General features: G+C 67.2%; 13 protein-coding genes. 5 read left to right on the forward strand and 8 right to left on the reverse strand.

What is annotated here, in order from left to right; all coding sequences use genetic code 11:
- Window positions 1-7 precede the first annotated feature (7 nt).
- The 4 genes from ACWGL1_RS15680 to ACWGL1_RS15695 are packed head-to-tail and all read left to right on the forward strand — an operon-like array spanning window position 8 to window position 5,037.
- The gene (locus ACWGL1_RS15680) at window positions 8-1,270 is read left to right on the forward strand and encodes an aminotransferase class V-fold PLP-dependent enzyme (protein ID WP_452112517.1); all 1,263 of its coding nucleotides are present in this window, start codon (window positions 8-10) and stop codon (window positions 1,268-1,270) included.
- Entirely contained in the window at window positions 1,267-2,232 is a 966-nt protein-coding gene (locus ACWGL1_RS15685; RefSeq protein ID WP_452112518.1) for an ornithine cyclodeaminase family protein, read from the forward strand. Before ACWGL1_RS15680 ends, ACWGL1_RS15685 begins: the two co-directional genes overlap by 4 nt.
- Entirely contained in the window at window positions 2,225-3,544 is a 1,320-nt protein-coding gene (locus ACWGL1_RS15690) for an APC family permease (protein WP_452112519.1), read from the forward strand. The genes ACWGL1_RS15685 and ACWGL1_RS15690 overlap by 8 nt, the downstream gene beginning before the upstream one ends.
- On the forward strand, window positions 3,541-5,037 hold the full coding sequence (locus tag ACWGL1_RS15695) for a S10 family serine carboxypeptidase-like protein (protein WP_452112520.1): 1,497 nt from the start codon (window positions 3,541-3,543) through the stop codon (window positions 5,035-5,037). The genes ACWGL1_RS15690 and ACWGL1_RS15695 overlap by 4 nt, the downstream gene beginning before the upstream one ends.
- An 8-nt stretch (window positions 5,038-5,045) precedes the next feature.
- Here ACWGL1_RS15695 and ACWGL1_RS15700 read toward each other — a convergent pair whose 3' ends face one another.
- The 3 genes from ACWGL1_RS15700 to ACWGL1_RS15710 are packed head-to-tail and all read right to left on the reverse strand — an operon-like array spanning window position 5,046 to window position 9,350.
- Entirely contained in the window at window positions 5,046-6,029 is a 984-nt protein-coding gene (locus ACWGL1_RS15700) for an ornithine cyclodeaminase family protein (protein ID WP_452112521.1), read from the reverse strand.
- A 24-nt stretch (window positions 6,030-6,053) separates the two neighbouring features.
- A complete protein-coding gene (locus ACWGL1_RS15705) occupies window positions 6,054-8,168 on the reverse strand; it encodes an amidohydrolase family protein (protein WP_452112522.1) in 2,115 nt (704 codons plus the stop codon).
- A 60-nt stretch (window positions 8,169-8,228) separates the two neighbouring features.
- Window positions 8,229-9,350 carry a pyridoxal phosphate-dependent aminotransferase gene (locus tag ACWGL1_RS15710; RefSeq protein WP_452112523.1) on the reverse strand — a complete coding sequence of 374 codons (1,122 nt, stop codon included), beginning with the start codon at window positions 9,348-9,350 and terminating at the stop codon, window positions 8,229-8,231.
- Between the two features lie 208 nt (window positions 9,351-9,558).
- Between ACWGL1_RS15710 and ACWGL1_RS15715 the strand changes: the two genes are divergently transcribed.
- Window positions 9,559-10,044, forward strand: a complete 486-nt coding sequence (locus tag ACWGL1_RS15715; RefSeq protein ID WP_338575180.1) for an Lrp/AsnC family transcriptional regulator — start codon at window positions 9,559-9,561, stop codon at window positions 10,042-10,044.
- Between the two features lie 14 nt (window positions 10,045-10,058).
- Here the strand turns inward: ACWGL1_RS15715 and ACWGL1_RS15720 are convergent, their stop codons facing one another.
- The 5 genes from ACWGL1_RS15720 to ACWGL1_RS15740 all read right to left on the reverse strand — a co-directional run bounded on the left by ACWGL1_RS15720 (window position 10,059) and on the right by ACWGL1_RS15740 (window position 18,884).
- Window positions 10,059-11,585, reverse strand: a complete 1,527-nt coding sequence (locus ACWGL1_RS15720; RefSeq protein WP_452112524.1) for a S10 family serine carboxypeptidase-like protein — start codon at window positions 11,583-11,585, stop codon at window positions 10,059-10,061.
- A gap of 19 nt (window positions 11,586-11,604) precedes the next feature.
- Window positions 11,605-12,906, reverse strand: a complete 1,302-nt coding sequence (locus tag ACWGL1_RS15725) for an amidohydrolase family protein (RefSeq protein ID WP_452112525.1) — start codon at window positions 12,904-12,906, stop codon at window positions 11,605-11,607.
- Window positions 12,903-14,342 (reverse strand): amidohydrolase family protein, encoded by a 1,440-nt coding sequence (locus ACWGL1_RS15730; RefSeq protein ID WP_452112528.1) that lies wholly within the window; start codon window positions 14,340-14,342, stop codon window positions 12,903-12,905. Before ACWGL1_RS15730 ends, ACWGL1_RS15725 begins: the two co-directional genes overlap by 4 nt.
- Window positions 14,343-14,353: 11 nt before the next feature.
- On the reverse strand, window positions 14,354-15,841 hold the full coding sequence (locus tag ACWGL1_RS15735) for a S10 family peptidase (protein WP_452112526.1): 1,488 nt from the start codon (window positions 15,839-15,841) through the stop codon (window positions 14,354-14,356).
- Window positions 15,842-15,908: 67 nt separating this feature from the next.
- Window positions 15,909-18,884: a TonB-dependent receptor plug domain-containing protein gene (locus tag ACWGL1_RS15740; RefSeq protein ID WP_452112527.1), complete on the reverse strand. Its 2,976-nt coding sequence runs from the start codon at window positions 18,882-18,884 to the stop codon at window positions 15,909-15,911.
- Window positions 18,885-19,368 lie beyond the last annotated feature (484 nt).

Here is a 19,368-nt window from a genome sequence, read left to right on the forward strand (position 1 = left end):
GATAAGCATGAGCCGCACCTCGGAAGGCCTGACCCGTCGAACCTGGCTGGCCGCCGCGGCCGCCCTGCCCGCCGCCTCCGCCGTGGCGGGCGGAGCGACGGCAGCGCCGGCCTCCATCCTGCCTTCGCCCGCTCCCAGCCTTGGCGGCGCGCAGTTCCCCGACATCCAGGAAACCTATCTCGACGCCGGATCGGTCCACCCCTTCAGCGTCGGCGCACGTGAGGCCGTGAAGCGATACCTCGACTCCCGCGCCATGAACGGCCGCCCCGAAGGCTATGAGTTCGGCCCCTTGCGCCGGTCGGTGCTGGCGCGCTTCGCCGCCCTGATCAACGCCACGCCGGGCGAAGTCGCCTATGTCCAGAGCACCTCCGCCGGCGAACAGATGGCGGTGACCGCCCTGGGGCTGCCCGAGGCGGGCGGGCGAATCGTCACCGACGCCCTGCATTTCTTCGGCTCCTTTCATCTCTACAACGAACTGGAGCGGGCGGGGATGGAGGTGGTCATCCTGCCGATCCGCGACGGCCGCATCCTGATGTCCGACATGGAGGCGGCGGTGAACGACCGCACGCGTCTGGTCGCGGTCTCCGCCATCTCGACCATCAACGGCTTCCAGCACGACCTGAAGGCGGTCTGCGACCTGGCTCACGCCCACGGCGCACGGGTCTATGTCGACGCGGTTCACGCCGTCGGCTCGACGCCGATCGACGTCAGGGCGACCGGCGTCGATCTGCTGGCGACCAGCAGCTACAAATGGCTGATGGGCGACATGGGACTGGGCTTCATCTACGCCCGCGCCGATCTGATCCCGCATTTGAAGCGGCCGCAGGCCGGCTATCAGCAGGTCGCCGCCTTCGCCAGCCACGCCTATCCCTACGACCCGCCGGGCGATCGGCCCTTCGTCACTCGCGCCCGAGACGACGCCACGGGCCTGTTCGCCATGGGCACCTTCAGCAACACCGGCGTGGCCCACCTGGACTGGTCGCTGGACTATATCCAGGGCCTAGGCGTCGAAGCCATTCAGGCCTGGCGCCAGCCGATCATCGAGCGTGCGCGGCGCGAACTGCCCCGGCTGGGCTTCGAACCGATGACGCCCGAAGACAGCACCGGCCCCCTGATCGCCTTCGCCTATAAGGACGCGCGTCAGACCTTCGGCGAGCGGCTGAAGCGCGCCGGGGTTCGGGTCACGCTCGGCGCCCACCGGCTGCGCGTATCGGCGTCCGTGTTCAACACCCCGGCCGATATCGACCGTCTGCTGGAAGCCCTGGCGTGAGCGAGGGCCTGACCGTCATGGACGCGGAGGCGGTGCGGGCGCGTCTGACGATCGCCGCCTGCATTCCGCTGATGCGCGAAGCCATGACCGCCCTGTCGTCCGGTCGGGTCGAACAGCATCTGCGCAGCTTCCTGTCGGTCGGCGAAGGACGCACCTTCGCCCTGATGCCCGCCGCTTCGGCCGACGGGTTCGGCGCCAAGCTGGTCAGCGTCTACCAGGATACGGACCATCCCGGCCGTCGACGGCATCAGGGACTGGTCGTCCTGTTCGATCCTGAAAGCGGCGCCCCGGCCTTCATCGGCGACGCTGAAGAGATCACCCGCATCCGCACCGCCGCCGCCAGCGCCGCCGCCACGGACGCCCTGGCTCGGCCTGACGCCGCGATCCTGGCCGTGATCGGAACCGGCGCCCAGGCGCAGGCCCATCTGGAGGCCATGGCCCTGGTGCGGCCCCTGACCGAGGTCCGAGTCTGGGGCCGGGACGCCGAGGGCGCCCGCCGCTTCGCCGAAGAGATGCGGAAGAAGTACGACTGCCCCGTCCGCGCCTGCGCGACGGTCGAGGCCGCCGTCCAGGCCGCCGACATCATCTGCACGGTCACCGCATCACGCGACCCGATCCTGCACCGGGACTGGGTGACGCCCGGCGCCCATGTGAATCTGGTTGGCTCCAGCGGCCCGCACGCCGCAGAGGCTGATATCGAGCTGGTCGCCGCCAGCCGCTTCATCGGCGATCATCGCGAGCATGTCCTGGCCCACGGCGGGGAGTTCCTGCGCGCGCGCCAGGCTGGACGCGTGACCGACGACCATATCGCGGCCGAAATCGGCGAGGTGTTCGCCGGCCGCCGGAACGGCCGCATCAGCCCCGCCGACATCACCCTGTACAAATCCCTGGGCCACGCGGTTCAGGACCTGGCCGCGGCCGCCTGGCTGCTCTCCCTCGAAAGGACCGCCCGTCATGGCTGACGCTCCCCGCCTTCGTCAGGGCGTAGGCCTGCTTTCCGTCGTCGCCCTGGGCATGGGGCTGGCGGTGGGCGTGTCCATCTTCTCGGTCATCGCTCCCGCGACGGCGCTTGCGGGACCGGCCATGCTGCTGGCCGTCGTCGTGGCCGCCGTGCCGATGTTCATCATCGCCGTCACCTACGCCTTCATGGGCTCCGCCCTGCCGACCGCCGGCGCCTCATACGAATGGCCCCGGCGTTTCCTGTCGCCGGCGACCGGCTTCATGATCGCCTGGCTGCGCATCGTGGGCAGCGTCGGCGCCATGCTGATCCTGGCCCTGGTGCTGACTCGCTATGTGTCGATGATCGTGCCCGTGCCGACCAAACCGACCATGCTGGCGGTCTTCGCCCTGGTCTTCGGGCTGAATCTGGTCGGCGTCGCCCTGGCCGCACGGGTGCAGACCCTGCTGATGGGCGCCCTGATCCTCCTGTTCGTCGTTTTCGCCCTGTGGGGCGCGCCCTCGATCAAGCCCGCCGCCTTCACGCCTTTCATCAGCGAGGGCTGGGGCGGGGTCCTGGCGGCGACGCCCCTGCTGATCGGCCTCTTCTTCGGCATCGAGGCGGCGACGGAAGTCGGCGACGAGGTCAGGAACAGCCGCCGAGCCATTCCCATCGGAGTCGCAGCCTCCATCCTGTCGGCCATGGCCCTGTATCTGATGGTCGCAGGCGTCGCCATCGGCGTGCTGGGCCCCGAGAAGCTGGCCGCCAGCGAAACGCCGGTGCTGGACGCCGCCGCCGTCTTCATGGGGCACGACGTCGCGGGCCCGCTGATCGTCGTCGCCGCCGTCCTCGCCATCGGCAAGTCGCTGAACGCCCTAGCCATGGTGTTCAGCCGCTACCTCTACGCCATGGCGCGGGCCGGCGCCCTGCCCTCGCCCCTGGCTCGCATTCACCCGCGTTTCCAGACGCCTCACATCGCCCTGGCCGTGGCCTTCGGCTTCTGCTGTCTGGGCCTGCTGGCGCCGATGAACCTGACCGCCCTCTTCCTGGCGGTGAACGTGCCGACCCTGCTGAAATACGGCGCGACCTGCCTGGCGGCGGTCCGTATCGCCCGAAAGCACCCGGAGATTCACGCCCAGGCCGTGTTTCGTCCCAGCCGCGCCTTCGTAGCCGTCTGGGGCTGGTTGGGCGCCGTCGCCTCTCTGGTCGTCGTTCTGCTGGGCCTGACCACGGATTGGAAGCCCTATGTCGCCCTGCTCGTCTGGGGCCTGATCGGCGCGCTCTGGTATGCCGTGCGCGGCCGCTTCGGCGCTCCGATTTCGGAAACCGCTCAATGACCCGAAAATCCTTCCTGACGACCGTCGGCCTGGCCGTCGCCCTGTTCGTCTCGCCTCAGGCCGTCAGCGCCCAGCCGCAGGCCGCATCGGCCATCGCTGCGCCGCCGCGCGCCGTCGTCACCCGTCACGACCTGACTCTGGGCGGGTCCCCGATCGCCTATGAAGCCGTGGTGGCCGAAACCGTCGTGGCCGCGCCGGAAGGCGAGGACGAGGCGACGATCGTCACCACCTCCTATCTCCGCACCGGCGTGGCGACGGCGGACCGGCCGGTGCTGTTCATCTTCAACGGCGGCCCCGGCGCCTCGACCACGCCTTTGCATTTCGGCGCCTTCGGACCGATGCAGCGCCTGGGCGAAGGCGAGGCGCAATTCCTCGTTCCCAACGCCCACAGCCTGATCGACGCGGTCGACCTGGTGTTCATCGACCCGACAGGCACGGGCTACAGCCGGCCGCAGGATCCGTCCCTGGGCCAGGGTGCGCCCTTCTGGAGCCGCACCGGCGACGCGCGCTCGGTGGCGCAGGTGATCGAGCGTTGGCTGGCGACCCACGACCGCGCAAGCTCGCCGCGCTACCTGCTGGGCCAGAGCTATGGGACCGTCCGCGCCGCTGAAGTGATGCGTGTCGCCCCGGACCTGGCGTTCGACGGCGTGCTGCTGTTCGCGCTGGTGCCGGGCGAACGCAGCGGGCCGTTGGCCTATATGTCGTCCCTGCCCAGCTACGCCGCCACCGCCTGGCTGCATGATCGCATCGACCGCAAGGGCCGCAGCGTCGAGCAGGTCTATGACGAGGCCGTCCGCTTCGCCCGCACCGACTATGTCTCGGCGCTGATCCAGGGCGGCGCCCTGCCCGCCGCCGAGAAGACGGCGATCGCCCGTCGCTTGTCGGACCTGACGGGCCTTTCGACCGCCTTGATCGAAGAGAACGATCTGAAGATCGACAACCGGCTCTTCATGTTCAACCTGCTGGCCGATCAGGGCCTGCGCACGGGGCAGCTCGACACCCGCGCGACGGCGCGCCTGGACGCTCCGGCCAAACAGCCCCCGCATGACGACCCCGGCCTGAGTTACGCCCCCGAGGCGGATCGCCCGATCGCTCCGGGCCAGACTGTCTTTCGCGCCAGCGACGGCGGATCAGTCGTCGACGCCTACTATCGAGAAACGCTGAACTATCGCGCGCCCGACGCCTATCAGGCCCTGAACCTGAGGGTGAACAGCGCCTGGAACCACGAAGGCTTCAAGGACGCCATGCCCTATCTGGCGGAAGCGATGAAGCGCGATCCGGACATGCGGCTGTTCTGGGCGGCGGGCTACTACGACCTGTCCACGCCGGCCTATGGCGGGCGCTACACCCTGGATCAGGCCGGCATTCCGGCGGATCGCCTGACGGCGGCCTATTTCGCCTCAGGCCACTCGGTCTTCGTCGAGGACAGCAATCTGGCGGCCCTGGCGCAGGCGGTTCGCCGCTTTATGAGGGTCTCCGGCGAAGGCCGCTGACGCGCCGGCTAGAAGGGAACGACCGTTCCTTCGCCCGTTTCACGCGCCGTCTGGACCAGCCAGGCGGCGCTGGCCAGATCCTGAACGACATGGCCCAGGGATTTGTAGAGAGTGACCTGGGCCTCATCCTGACGACCCGCCAGATCGCCGGCGAACACCTGACCGATCTCTCCGACCACATGGCTGTCGTCCACATGGCCCGTGGCCTTGGCGGCCAGAAACTCGGCTCCCTGCGCCAGAACGCCGGGATGGTAGTCCGCGATGAAGCGGCTGCGCGCCACCAGGTCGGCGGCGATCTCGACCGGTCCGGCATAGCTGGAGCCCACCGCATTGACGTGCGCCCCGTCGGGCACCCAGTCACTGTACAGGATCGGATCTGCAGCCGCCGTGGTCGTGCAGATGATGTCTGCATCACGCACCGCCGCTTCGACATCGGCGCAGGCGGATATGGCCAGACCCAGATGCGCGCCGACCCGGTCCGCGAAGTCCTGCGCCCGCTCTGGCGAACGTCCCCACACGCGCACCTCGCGCAAGGGCCGAACCGCCGCCATGGCCTCGACATGGGCCTCAGCCTGCTCGCCATAGCCGAGAACCGCCAGGCGCGAGGAGTCAGGCCGCGCCAGCGCATCCGTCGCCGCCGCGCTGGCGCAGGCGGTGCGGATGCGCGTCACCTCCCCGGCGTCGACCAGGGCGGCGAGCGTCCCGTCCTGCGGATCAAAGACCGCGATCGCGCCCTGATGCGAAGGGCGGCCTTGAGCGAAATTTTCAGGATAGACGCTGACCAGCTTGGCGCCGAAGACCGCGTCCTCGGCTCCCATGGTGCCGGGCATGACGCCAAAGGCGCGCCCCTTGGCCAGATGCACCACGCTGCGCAGCGGCTGCAGGGTGCGGCTGGCCGAGAGGTCGATCATCGCCTGCCGCACCAGCGGAATGCAAACCTCGACCGTCAGGCGACGGCGGACGAAGTCTCGGTCCAGCAACAGCATGGTCATGCCCCCTCGCACGCAACCCGCGGGTCAGTGATAGTGTCCCTCCAGCCCTTCGGGGCCGAACAAGGCTGACGGCGTATCCGCCGCTTCTGTCCGCTTCGTCGGCTGGGCGGGCGCATGGATCGTCACCCCGGAAGCAAACGGTCGGATGCCAATCTCAGGATAGATCTCGGCCGGTTGATAGGCCGCTCCGCCCTTCATCACCAGGCGAATGGCGCGGATGGCGTTGATGTCCTGCGTCGGGTCGCCCGGCACCAGGAAGAAGTCCGCCATCTTGCCCCGCGCGATGCTGCCCAGATCCTGATCGCGTCCCATGTAGCGCTCGGGCGTCAGCGTGCCGGCCGTCAGAGCCTCGGCCGGGGTCAGACCCGCCAGGGTGAACAACTCCATCTCGCGGTGAACCGTGAGGCCGAGCGTATCGTCGGTGCCCGGCAACAGGGTTACGCCCGCATCGTGCAGCCGCTTGATGGTCTCCAGAATCTTCTGGAAGCCGCCGCGATAGGCGGCGTCGGCCTCGGGCGTGTTGATATCGACGAAGGCGCGACGGCGATAGCGCTGATAGCCGATCGGCATGTTTTCGATGAAGGCGGCGGCCATAGGCGGAATCTCGCCCGCCCGGCTCATCATCAACGTCTCCAGCGTGACGGCGGTGACGTCCAGGGCCGACTTCTGCTCCACCATGGTGCGGATCGTCCGCTGCACCCGCTCGCTGTCCATGTCCAGGGTCGCGCCGCGCGCCATGGCGGTCAGGCGCAGGGGCGTGCGCGAATCCTCGCCCGGCTCCAACAGCCAGCCCAGCATCAGCTGGTTGATGTGCGAAATTTCGTCATAGCCGGATGCCAGCGCCTGATCGGGCGTAACGAAGGCGGGCACGTGACCGGTCACGCCCAGGCCCAGCCGATGGGCCTCCGCCGCCACCGGCGCCACCCACTCAGGATGCAGGGAGTTGTAGATCTTCAGCTGCCAGTAGCCGTGATCGGCGTACCAGCGCACCGCCTCCAACGCCTCTTCCAGGGTATCCGCCAGAAGACCGGTCCGCACAGAATAGGGACTGCGCCCCTCCAGCATGCCGTTACGCACGATGCGCGGGCCGGGCAGTTCGCCGCGTTCGATCTCCCCGATCAGGTCGATCAGCCGCGCATTGTCATTACCCATGTCGCGCGTCGAGGTGACGCCCGCCAGCAGATAGTTCAGCCCGCTCTGGGTGTTGTTGTGAGCGTGCATGTCGTGCAGCCCCGGCACCAGGGTCCCGCCTTCCCCGTCGATCTCATAGACGTCCGCTCGGCGCGGGCCGCCGGTCTCAGGCAGAATGGTCGCGATCCGATCGCCGAAGACGGTGACCTCCGACAGCGGCGACAGGTCGCCCGTCTCGGGCTGAAAGATGCGGACGTTGCGGAAACGGACAGGCGCGTCGAAGGCCTGGGCGAAACGCGACTGGATTTCTCGGATGCGCTGGGTCTCGAGTTCCGCCTGAAGGCGGCGCAGCGCCGGCTCTTCTTCAGCCAGGTCCTCGCGGATCAGACCGCCAAGACCGCCGATCAGATCGCCCTTGTCGTCCAGCAGCAGATAGCTGGGCGCCAGGTTCAGCCCGGTCAGACGATAGACGACGGCGTTCACCGTCCCGCCCTTCAACGGCAGGCGCCTAACCTCCGTCAGGGTGATCCGACCGCCCGGCGCGACGTCCAGCGTCTGTTGCGGCGCGTCCGACAGGGCGTTGGCGTAGAGGGCCAGGCTCCAGGGACTGGCGTCATTGGCGACATAGAGACGGCCTGCCGATACGGGCGCTTCGCCGGAGTCGGCCTGGCTGGTCCAGCGCACCCGATCGCCCGTACGCTCGAAGCGTTCGTTGATCGCGCCGCCGAACAGAGAGGTTCCGTCAATGGTCCACAGCGTCGGATAGCCCTGGGCGTCTAGAACCAGATGCTCCTTGTGCTTGGGGCCTCGGCCGTTGTTGTCGACATGATAGTCGATGCGAACCTCGTCCTGCTCGCGGTCAACGACCATCCAGCCCACGTTTTCTCCACCGGCCACGACGTTGTAGCGAACCGTCTCGGCCCAGGCCGACGGCAGGGCCAACGCCGCCCAGGATACGGCGGTCGCAGCCAGAATGCGCCAGGCGGAGCGGCGGTGAGACAGTTTCATGGTCAGTTTCCTCCAAGTCCTCTCGGCTCTTTGCGGCCTTTTCAATCAGGGTTTCGTCGGTCAGCGCTTCAGCGCTTCATGAAGACGGGACAGCCCCTCGTCCATCAGCTCCGGCGACAGACCGATGCCGAGCCGCATATATCCGGGCAGGCCGAACATCTCGCCCGGAGCCGTGACCAGGCCGTCTTCGCGCCACAACCGCTCGGCCAGAGACAAGGTGTCCGCATGGCGGACGACGCGCGGAAAGGCCATGCAGCCGAACTCCGGCATGGCGCCGTCCAGCAGGCCGTCGGCGCGCATCGCCGCCAGGTGATGTTCCAGGATCGGCCGCCGCTCGGCCAGAACCGTTCGCCAATGCGCCTCGAACGGGTCGGGGTTTTCCAGGATCAGGGCGCTGACGGAGTGGGTCAGCTTGGAGACGCCGAACTCACGCGTGGCGTTGACGGCGGCGATCCGTGCGGCCGCCGTCGGATCAGCGAGAATCCAGCCGCAACGCAAACCATAGAGGCCGAAGACCTTGGCCAGGCTGTTGAGGCGGATGAGATTGGGCGCTGCGGGCAGGCTCACAACCGCCGGCCGGGCGAAGTCCGCATAGACTTCATCGATCACCAGCCAGGCGCCCTTTTCCGCCGCCGCCCGCGCAAGGTCCAGCACAGTCTCTTCGCTCAGGCGTCGTCCCGACGGATTATGCAGGTTGGTGATCACCGCCATGCGCACGCCCGGCGCGAGCGCTTCGCGCAAGGCGTCCGCCGTCAGATCGAAGTCCGGCGCCGCGCGGACCAGCGGCATGGCGACGCCGCCCGCCGCTTCGGTCAGGCCGCCCAGAACATCGAAGCCAGGCGTCTCGATCAGAACCCCGTCACCCGGCTGGATGAAGGCGGCCAGAACCTGACTCAGCCCGTTGGCCACTCCGGTTGTGGTCAGCACGGCTCGCTCCGGCGCGCCGTATCGTGCGGCGACCGCCGAGATCAGATAGGGATTCCCTCGCCCGAAAACGCTCGTGTAGCGGTCGGTCGGTCGCCCATCGAAAGCGCCTGCAACCAGAGCCGACAACAGGGCCGTCGGCTCCTCGATCGTGCTTTCGAACAGCAGGCGCGCATCCGCCTGCAAGGGCATCAACCGGTAGAGATTCCGGCTCCATGCGCTGTAGCTGGCGCCGTTATACAGGGAGGGTGAGTCCACAGCCGGCCGCGCGACGCTTTCAGCGCCCTTGGCGGAGGCGGACAAGGGATTGGTCGGCATCCTCGGCCTTGGCGTTCAGCGGGAAACCAGCCCGTTCCCATGTCCGCATCATATCCTCGGGCTTGGCGGGCGATCTTTGCGTTTGTCAGCGCAACCCCCTCTATGCATGAATAGACAATGCAGGCTTTGAGGAGAGGGAGCGAAATCAATGTCAGCCGCCTTGGACGCCATCGACGTACGGATTCTAGAGCAACTTCAAAGGGACTGCTCGATCTCCACCTCGGAACTGGCCGAGCGGGTCGGCCTGTCCCAATCGCCCTGCTGGCGGCGCATTCAGCGGCTGAAGGACGAAGGCTACATCAAGGCTCAGGTGGCGATTCTGGACGCCGAGAAAGCCGGCTTCCAACTGCACGTCTTCGCTCAACTGAAGATCAAACACCTGAGCGAAGAGGAACGCGAACGCTTCCTGGCCGCCATCGAGGCCACGCCGGAAATCGTCGAATGCTATTCAATCCTTGGCGAGCGCGACGCCATGATCAAGGTGATCGCTCCTGACATCCGCTGGTATCAGGACTTCATCTTCCGCAAGATCCTGAAGCTGCCCGGCGTCGAGGACATCAACTCGACCGTCGCTCTTTCGGAGATGAAGCGTTCGACCTTCCTGCCGGTCCGTCACCTCGCCAAGGCGAGCTGAGGCGAGCGTTCGGTTCACCAGGCGCTCATCGCCTTCGCATAGAAGCGACGCAGATGATCCGTCGCCTCGGCGCGGGCGTCGGGGTCGGAAAACACCGCATGGCCGGCGACAAAGACCCGATGATCGAAGCGATCCGACGGCAGGTCGGCGGCCAGATAATCCTGCACGGACCGCGCATAGGGAATGGTCAGGTCGTAATAGCCCGCCATCAGCGTCACATGCAGCCGATCATCACGCCGCATCAACTCGGAAAAGAGCGCGGGGATCATCACCGGGCCGCCGCTCCGGTTCCAGTTCCACGCCCGATTGGCGTCTATCGATAGACGGACATAGCCGTTGACCGGTCGATAGCCGATCTCCTCGCGGAACAAGGCCTCGACCGCTCCAGTCTGGTCGTAGGTCAGCGTGTAGGGCGAGGTCGAGGGATCGTCATAAGGCGGGCTGCGCCGCTCGGTCACAGCGCGCGACGCCTTGGCGCGGCTGTCCGATCCGCCGATCCGTATGCCCTGGTCGGCCAAAAGTTCCCGCATGAACAGGGCGGCGGGAATTTTCAGGCCGTTGTCCAGAATGAGCGTCTCGTCCAGGCCTGTATAGGCGGACAGGGCGCGCGCCATCTCGCGGCGAGACGCTTCGGCCAAGGCGTCGCCCTCGGCCAGGGCGTCAGCATAGGGACCGCTGGCGAAGGTCCAGGCCTGATCCGCGAGCTGCTGCACGGACATCGCCACATAGGCGCCTTGGCCATGGTGACGCGCCGTCACCGCCAGGGTGGGCAAGGCCCGGACCGCAGCGTCATATGTCTTGCCGCCCGGCGCCTCCTCGCGCCCCGCCATCGTGGAGGGCGACACCAGGGCGACCCCGGCCAGACGCGGCGCGGCGTTCATCGCCGCCAGGCGTTCCGCGACCAGCCCCACCCGAACGCCGGCATAGCTCTCGCCTACCAGAAAGACCGGCGCCCCTTCCCGCCCATGCGCGCTCAACCAGGCCAGAATGAAATCGGTGATCGCCGCCGCGTCCTCGTCCACGCCCCAATAGGCCGACGACGCATTATCCCCGAAGAAACGCCCATAGCCGGTGCCTGGCGCATCCACGAAAACCAGGTCCGTCGTATCGATCAGGCTATCCGGGTTGTCGACAAAGCGATACGCGCCGCGCGGATCGGCGCCCGCTGCGATCCGAGGAGCCAGACCTTCGCGCAGGGCGATGGTGGCGCCGCCCGGCCCGCCGTTGAACAGGAAGGTCACCGGGCGCGGCTCCACCGCCTCGCCGACATATGACACGGCGGACAAGGTGGCTCTGGCGCGCCCCTGCGGGTCGCGTAGCAGGGTCTCCGACGCCTCCGCGACGTAGGGCAAGATCCGTCCCCGCACCGTGACCGTTCCGCGCGTCGAAGCGGAGGCGGGAACGAAGGGGTCGGCGGCCTGAGGTTCGCTGCTGGCCGAAGTTTGGCCCTGGGCCTGGGCCTGAACCGGGGCGGCCAAAGACAATGCGGCCATGCACAGCCCCGCCATCAGGACCGCGGCGCGATGTTTGCAAAGCCTCATGCCCAGAACTCCAAGATCGTCAGTCAGCGGTCAGGCGGCCGATGTAACGGTCGCGCAAAGCCCGGTTCCGGGCGGTCAGGGGCTGCTCGACGCCGCGGATCATCACCATGCGGGCGACGCTGCTCGTCTCCAGAGGATCGCCGCTCCACAGCACCAGGTCGGCGTCCTTGCCCGGTTCGATCGAGCCGAAGCGATCGGCGAAACCGAAGATGACGGCGGGATTGATCGTCACCGCTTCCATCGCCTCGTTCCAGCTCAGTCCATGCCGCACCGCCCGCCCGGCGATGAACCGCGGCGTACGGATCAGGAAGACGATACGCGCGACCGAGGGCTTGAAGGCGATCTTCACGCCCGCTCTGCTGAGAATGGCGGCGTTGTCATAGGTGGCGTTCAGGCTGTCGAAGGTGAAGGCCTGATTGTCTTCGCCGTTCAGCACCACGGGAACGCCGGCGGCGGCGATGCGGTCCGCCACCATCCACCCCTCAGCCGCGCCCGACAGGATCAGCCTGACGTCCTGCTGCTCGGCGAAGTTCAGGATGTTGACGATGTCGGACGCCCGCTCGACCTCGACCAGCAGGGGTCGCTCGCCCCGCGTCACGGGAACCAGGGCCTGCAGGTCCAGTTCGGAGACCGGCGCATGCTCCAGACGCGCGCGATCGAAGGCGCGCGGATTTCGGTCATAGGCGCGCACCAGATCCAGCACCTGCGCCAGACGCGTCAGCAAGGCCCCGCGTCCGCCGCCCGCCGCCGCTGCGCCCTGAGCCCCGGCGTTCATCACCACGGCTGCGCCCGGCCGGACCGTCAGCTCATAGCCCTGGCCCAGATGGATGACAGAGGCCTGCCCGCCGAACAGCCGCGCCGAACCGTCGCTCGCCCGGCCCGGCGCATTCGGGGCCAGCACGGCGCGGGTCACGCCCTCGATGCGGGCCTCGGGAATCTGGGGCGAGTTGGGATTGACGTCAGCCAGAACATCAAACCCGGCGCCGAGATCAGGAGCGGTCGAGCCCAGACCGCCCCAGCCGCTGCCGATAGTGTCGTTCAGCCCCAGAGGAGTTATGGCGGCGACCAGGCCGGGCGTCAGGATCATCCCCTCCCCGTCTATCACCCTCGCCTCCGTCGGCACGGCGATATCCCGCCCGACCTCGGCGATGCGCCCGTCGCGCACAACGACGACGCCGCGCTCCAGATCCCCCTCAGGCCCCAGAGAGACGACACGCGCGTTGACGACCGCAACGGTTTCGGCGTCGGCAGCCATCGGCGCGCCCAACCCGACCAGCATCGAGCCGACGCACAGCAGGCGAAGAATCCGCGAGCCGCTCATCGCGGCGCCTCCGCCACGTCTGGGCGCCGCACATGACCCAGCTCGAAATCGGAACGGGGCGCGGCGGCGGGTGCAGTGCGATCGTGGACCTGCGCCCCATCCATGAAGACCAGATCGGGCGCCGAGTAGACGCTGAACGGATCGGCGCTCCACACGATGACATCGGCGATCTTGCCCGGCTCCAGCGAGCCGGTCCGATCATCCAGCCCCAGGACGCGCGCCGGATTCAGGGTGATCCAACGGATCGCCTGCTCCGGCGTGGTCTGCAGTCCCGCCTCGCGCCCGGCCGTCATCGCGCGGCCGGCCTCATGGTTCAGGTGCTGCATCAGCATGACGTCGTCGGAGTGCAGCGCCGCGACGCCGCCCGCCGCCTCGATGAAGGCGGCGTTCTCCATGATGGAGTCATAGGCCTCCATCTTGTAGCCGGACCAGTCCCCCGCCCAGGTCACGACCGGTACGCCCTCGCGGACCAGTTCAGGCGCGATCTTGAAGGCCTCCAGCGCGTGATGGAAGGCCGCGATGCGGAAACCGAACTCATGCGAGAGATCGATCATCTGCAGCATCTCATCGGCGCGGTAGCAATGGATGTGCACGGGGATATCGCCCTTCAGCGCGCCCGCAACCGTCTCAAGCGTCAGATCGCGACTAGGCGGATCAGCGCGCTCGCCCGCCGCCGTCTTGCGACGATAGGCGTCCCAGCGCGCGGCGTAGGCGGCTGCGGCGATGAAGGTGTTCCGATAGCCCATCATGGCGCCCGCGCGCGTGCCGGGCTTGCCGGCGCCGCCGCTGGACGGGTTCTCGCCGCAGGCCATCTTCAGGCCCTGGCGAGCGTCAGGGAACTTCATGGCCTGCGGCGACAAGGCCTCGACATTGCGCAGCACGACCGTGCGGCCGTTGAACATGTTCGACGAGCCGGGAAGGATCTGCATGGTCACGACGCCCGCAGCCAGAGCGCGCTCGAACATCGGATCCTGCGGCCAGACCGAATGTTCGACCCAGACCCCGCCGGGATTCGGGCCGCTCTCATTGCTGGAGTCGCCGCCCGCCGCGCCGGGGCTGGAGCCGGCTCCGATGTGAGCGTGCGGGTCGATGATGCCCGGCGTGACCCAGCGCCCGGCGGCGTCGATGACGCGGGCGTCCGTCGGCACGGCGAAATCGCGGCCCACCGCCTCGATGCGCCCCTCGCGCATCAGCACCGTTCCTCCGTCGATGCGCGGACCGGCAGCTGTGAGGATCACGGCGTTGATAATGGCGGTCGGCGGAGCCTGCAGCGCTCGATAGGTCGATGGATAGGCCGGCGGATCGGCGTAGGGATCCAGTCCTCTCGCCACCGCCGGGAATGATGCGGGCGACGCGACTGCAGGCCCCTCAACCTGAGCCGTCGCGCCGCCCGCCGCGGCTGCGCTCAGCGCCGCAAGACCCAGAATCCGCACCATCCCCCTCACGGTTATCTTCCCGCGATGAAGGCGCGCAGATCCTGGGCCATGGCCGTCCGGGCGTCCGGATTGCTGTAGGTCATGTGGCCGCCCTCATATTCCTTCAGCACGATGCGTTCGCGCGGATAGGCGGCCTGATCGGCCAGATAGCGGGCGGCGCCGATGGTGGTTGTCGTGTCGAACACGCCCGTCCCCAGCATCAGGCGGAAGCGCGGATTGGCCGCCATCGCACGCTCGACGCCTCGATCATAGAAGTAGTCGTCGAAGGGGCCGCCGGCCCCCTCGGTCGGCTCATAGCCCCACGGTCCCGGCCGAGGCGCCGATCCGCGATAGTCCGACATCGACAGGCGCACGCCCAGGTTCTCGGTCATGTGGCGCGCCAGCAGGGGCGCGACCATGGCGTTGACCTTGTTGTACGGGTCGGACGGCCGTTCGCCGGCGCGCCGCGCCGGACCGCTGTAACGGGCGTCGTACATGCCCAGGATCAGCCCCTGATCCTTCAGCAGCTCTACGCAGAAATTCATCTTGGTGATGACCAGACGGTTGGCCAGGTAATAGTCGGCGGAAATGCCGGTCAGGGTCTGGAGCCGCTCGGCCGTCGCGCGCCGCTCGGCCGCCGTCAGCTGATTGCCGCGCCGCAGGGCCGACAGATAGTCGGTCATGGCGAAGGTCCAGGACTCCTCGATCCGGGCCTTCAGGTCCTCGCTGCCGGGAATGCGCTTGTGGAAGGCTGCGATCGCCGTCAGCGCCGGCAGGTTGACCGCATAGGAGACGATATTGCCCCGGCGCTGGCTGGTCTCGATCATGTTCAGCGCCTGTCCCATCAGGGCGACGCCATCCAGCGGCAGGCTTTCGCTCAGCAAGCCGGCGGTCAGAGCGGCGCGCAAGGTGCCGTAGCTTTCTCCGACCAGATATCGGGGCGACCCTGCGCGTCCAGCCCCCCTCAGCCAGGCCTCGATGAAGCCCGCCGTCATGCGAGAGTCCGCTCCATCGGAATAGGCGGCCTTGCGGTCGGCCTCATCAACCAGCCGACTGAATCCCGTCTCGGGCGGATCAATGAACACTAGGTCCGCAACGTCCAGCAGGGAGTCCGCGTTGTCGAGCAGGGCGTAGGGCTCGGGCACATCCTCCGTGACGTCGCGAGGCGGGTCGTACCGCTTGGGTCCGAAGGCTCCCATGTGCAGATAGGACGAGGCGACGATCGGGCCGCCGTTGAAGAAGAACAGGACCGGCCGGGTCGCATCGACCGGTTCGGCCACATAGGCCGTTGTGACGAAACGCGCGGCAGGCCGACGTTCAGCCGCCGCCACCAGCGTCTCCTCGACCGTCGCGGTGTAGTTCAGTGCGCGGCCGTTGAAGCGGCCCTGATGACGCGACACGAAGCGGATCGGTCCTGTCGCCTCCGGCCGCGTCGTCTCCTGCGCAACCGCCGCCGGTGCGACGCCGGCCGATAGGGCCAAACCCGCCAGAAGCGACCGTCGGCTGGGAGCGAGGGACATGAGTTTCTCCAGAATTACGGCCTGTTACGACAGGGAGGCGGCGCCTGCGGACGCCTCCCCTATCGCATCAGAAGCGGGCGTTCACCCCGACGAACAGCTGACGCCCCAGGATGTCGCCATAGTTGCGCGTGGGGAAGGACGGCTGCTCATCCGTCAGATTGGTGACCCCGGCCCGCAGCGTGTATTTGCCGAAGTCGTACAAAGCTGAAACGTTGTGACGAATATTGGCGTCGATATCGGGCGTCGGCGTCGACTCGATCGTATCGAACCGGTTGACCTTGGTCTTGGGCAGATAGGACATCGAATAGGTCAGGCGCAGCGGCCCGCGCGCATAGCGCACGTCATAGCGCGACACCCAGTCAGGCGAGGCAGTCGTACCATCGGTTCGCAGGTAGTCGAAGCCCGTGACCGAGGTCTCCAGCAACGCCGTATGGGTGATTTCGGCGTTCAGCTCCAGCGAGCCGTAGTAGCCGCCCTGGAACCAGTCATCCAGGCTGAAGCCGTAGTTGATGTTGTAGACCTCGCCTTCATACCGGACACGACCGGCGTTGAAGGTCGTCGAGATCGCCGTCGCGACATGCCCCTGGTCATTATAGGTGAAGGTGTCGCAGGCGCTGCTGCGCTCGCTGGAGTCGAAGCAGGTCGCCATGAAGTCCACCGGTGCGAACGGCGAAAGCCCGTCCTTCAGCTCCACTTCCACCCGGTCCGCCACGATGGTCAGGCCCGGAATGAATCGCGGCTGCAGGATGACCCCATAGGTGGTGGTGTCCGACAGCTCGTTGCGCAGGTCCGGATTGCCCCCAGAGGTGATCATGACGTTGTTGAAGTTCTCACCCGGATCCTGAAAGCCTTCCAGCGGCCCCCAGCCCGGATTGGCGGCGAACAGGGCCTCGCAGTTGGCGCGGCGGACAGCGGGATTAGGCCCGGTGGCGATGCGGTCGGCGTCGCAGGGGTTGCGAGTGATGGACCCCAGGCTGGTGGTCGACGGGGCGAACAACTGGTTCAGCGTCGGCGCGCGGAAGTTGCGGCTGCGCGATACGCGAACCGTGACGCCGTCGACCACGCCCCAGCGCAGACCGGCGCCCCAGACGTTCTCGCGGCCGGCGATGGAGTTGTCGACGACCCGATAGGCGCCGTCGAGCTCCAGCGACTGGACGAACGGCAGGGTGAAGTCGCCGCCCAGGACGGGGATCAGCAATTCGGCGGAGAACTCATTGGTGTTGTAGTCGCCCGAGGTCGGGACCGATTTCGCGCCCGATCCCGTCAGGCCCTGCTGGCCCGCTTCAGACGGAGTGAAGGCGGCGTCCTCGGCGCGATACTCATAGGCCAGAGAGAAACTAACCGGACCGGCCGGCAGTTCGAACATGGTCCCGCCAAGCGTCGCCAGGAAGTTGTCCTGGGTGTTCTCATAGGTCTCGCCGACGCGCACCGACACATAGTCGCGCATGGCGTCTGTCACGGTGCCGGCGCCGAAGATGTTGATCGGCACGCAAGCGGCGTCGTCGTTCGAGGGATCGGCGTCGGCGTTGACGGCGCAGACGACCTGACCGCCCTGGTTCACAGCGTTCACAGCCTTCTGCATCCGCTGCGTCCAGACGCCCCATCCGGACCGTTCACCGTCCACCTGCGCACGGCTGTAGGACAGGCTCCAGTAGAAGTTGCGATCAGCGAAATCGAAGTCGCCTTCCAGGCCGATCTGGCCGCGCCAGACATCCGTCGCGTGGACGAACTCACGCGTCGGCACGGCGTCCGCCCATTGCTTGGACAGGAACAGAGGCGCGCCGGCTGCGAAGGCCGGGCTCGCCGCTTCCAACTGGGCGCGCGCCTCCGGCGTCAGGAAGGCGTTGTTGCGCGTGAAGGTCAGAACCCCAGCCCCCGAGGCGGCGTTGTTCAGAACCGTATTGCTGCCTCCCTGGGTGCCGAACGGATCACGACCTTCCGTCTGAGCATAGGTGAACTCGCCGGTCAGGCGCACCCGATCCGTCAGGTCGAAGCGGCCGATCAGACTGGTGTTGAACCGCTCCACGCCTGAGTAGAGCGCCGCAATCTCGCGATAGTCCCAGCCGTCTCCACCAGAGGCGAAAGGCACGCCGTAGATCGTTCCCGTGTCATAGCCGACCACGCTCTGGCCATCGGCCGCGAACTGGGTCGGCGCGCCGCCGATCTGCAACAACATGGCCGGAACCGGCGCGGGCGTGGTGTAGATCACCCCGTTGTAATTGAAGGGCCAGAACCGCCCATGAAGGATTTCCTTCAAGGCCGGGATGCCGTCATTTGGGCCCGTATCCGCGGAATTGCTGGTGGTCAGCCGCGCCAGGTTCGAGATCGGGCGATCGTAGCTCAGCAGGGAATCGCTCTCCGACCACTCGATGCTGCCGGCCAGGTTGGCTCGCCCGTCCAGGAAGTTGCGGCCGGCCGTCAGGCGCAGGCTGCTTTGCGGATAGTCGCCACGCCAGCTCAGACCGTACTGGGCGTCCAACTCCAGGCCGTCGAAGTCGTCACGCAGCACATAGTTGATGACCCCGGCGATCGCGTCCGACCCATAGACCGCCGCGCCGCCGGCCTGAACCACGTCGACACGCTTCAACAGCCCCACCGGAATGATGTTGGTGTCCACCACCCGATCACCCATGCCCTGGGCCGTGGTGACGAAACGGCGCCCGTTCACCAGCGTCAGGGTGCGGCCCGCCCCCAGGCCGAACAGGTTGGGAAACTGTTGCCCGCCGCCCGACTGGGCGCCGCTGCCGTCCGCCATCGGCGTGGACGGCACGACCGACGTATTCTGATTGAGGGCCTGCCCCGCCTGGACATAGCCGCGCTCATTCAGAACCTCGCGATCAACCGCCACCAGCGGCGCCGACGTCGAAGTGTCCGCGCGCCGGATGCGCGTACCCGTGACGACGATCTCTCCGACTTCCGATATTTGCTCGCTGTCGGCCAGGTCCGCCGTCTGAGCCTGAACGCTCGTCGAGGTCAGCAACGCCGACAGAGCCGCCCCGACCACGGTCGAGGCCATCAGCGCCCGTTTCGATAATTTATTCACGATCCAGTCCCTCCCGACATGGGCGCAAGGGATTCCCCGATCCCTCATTTATGTGAAACTTAGGCTGGGTCGGGTGGTTTGTTGTTTCGTTTTGTCGGAAGCCGGTGCCGCTGACCGAATGATAATGCTGCAGAGTCTCGAAACTGCGATTAAATAATGTGTTTACGTTCCTCGCATAGGCGCGCCATGCGAGGAATGACTTCGGCAGGAAGTCGTCCTGGCAGGATCACGACACGCTCTTCCGCGCAAAGATCCTGTCGGACCGCGATCCCTCAGCCGGCGAAGCTGCAGGAATGACAGCGTCAAACCAAGATGGAATGCCCTGGCATCACCCCAAGGCAGATACTCATTGTTTCTTCGCTCAGTATTCCATTCGCAGACCCAGCGTCAGGGTCCGCGGCGGGGCGTAGCCGGCGACGCCGCCGGCGGTTTCGGAGACCTCGACCTCGGCGTCGAACAGATTGTCGGCCGCCAGCCACAGCAC

This window comes from Brevundimonas sp. NPDC055812, assembly GCF_053616535.1.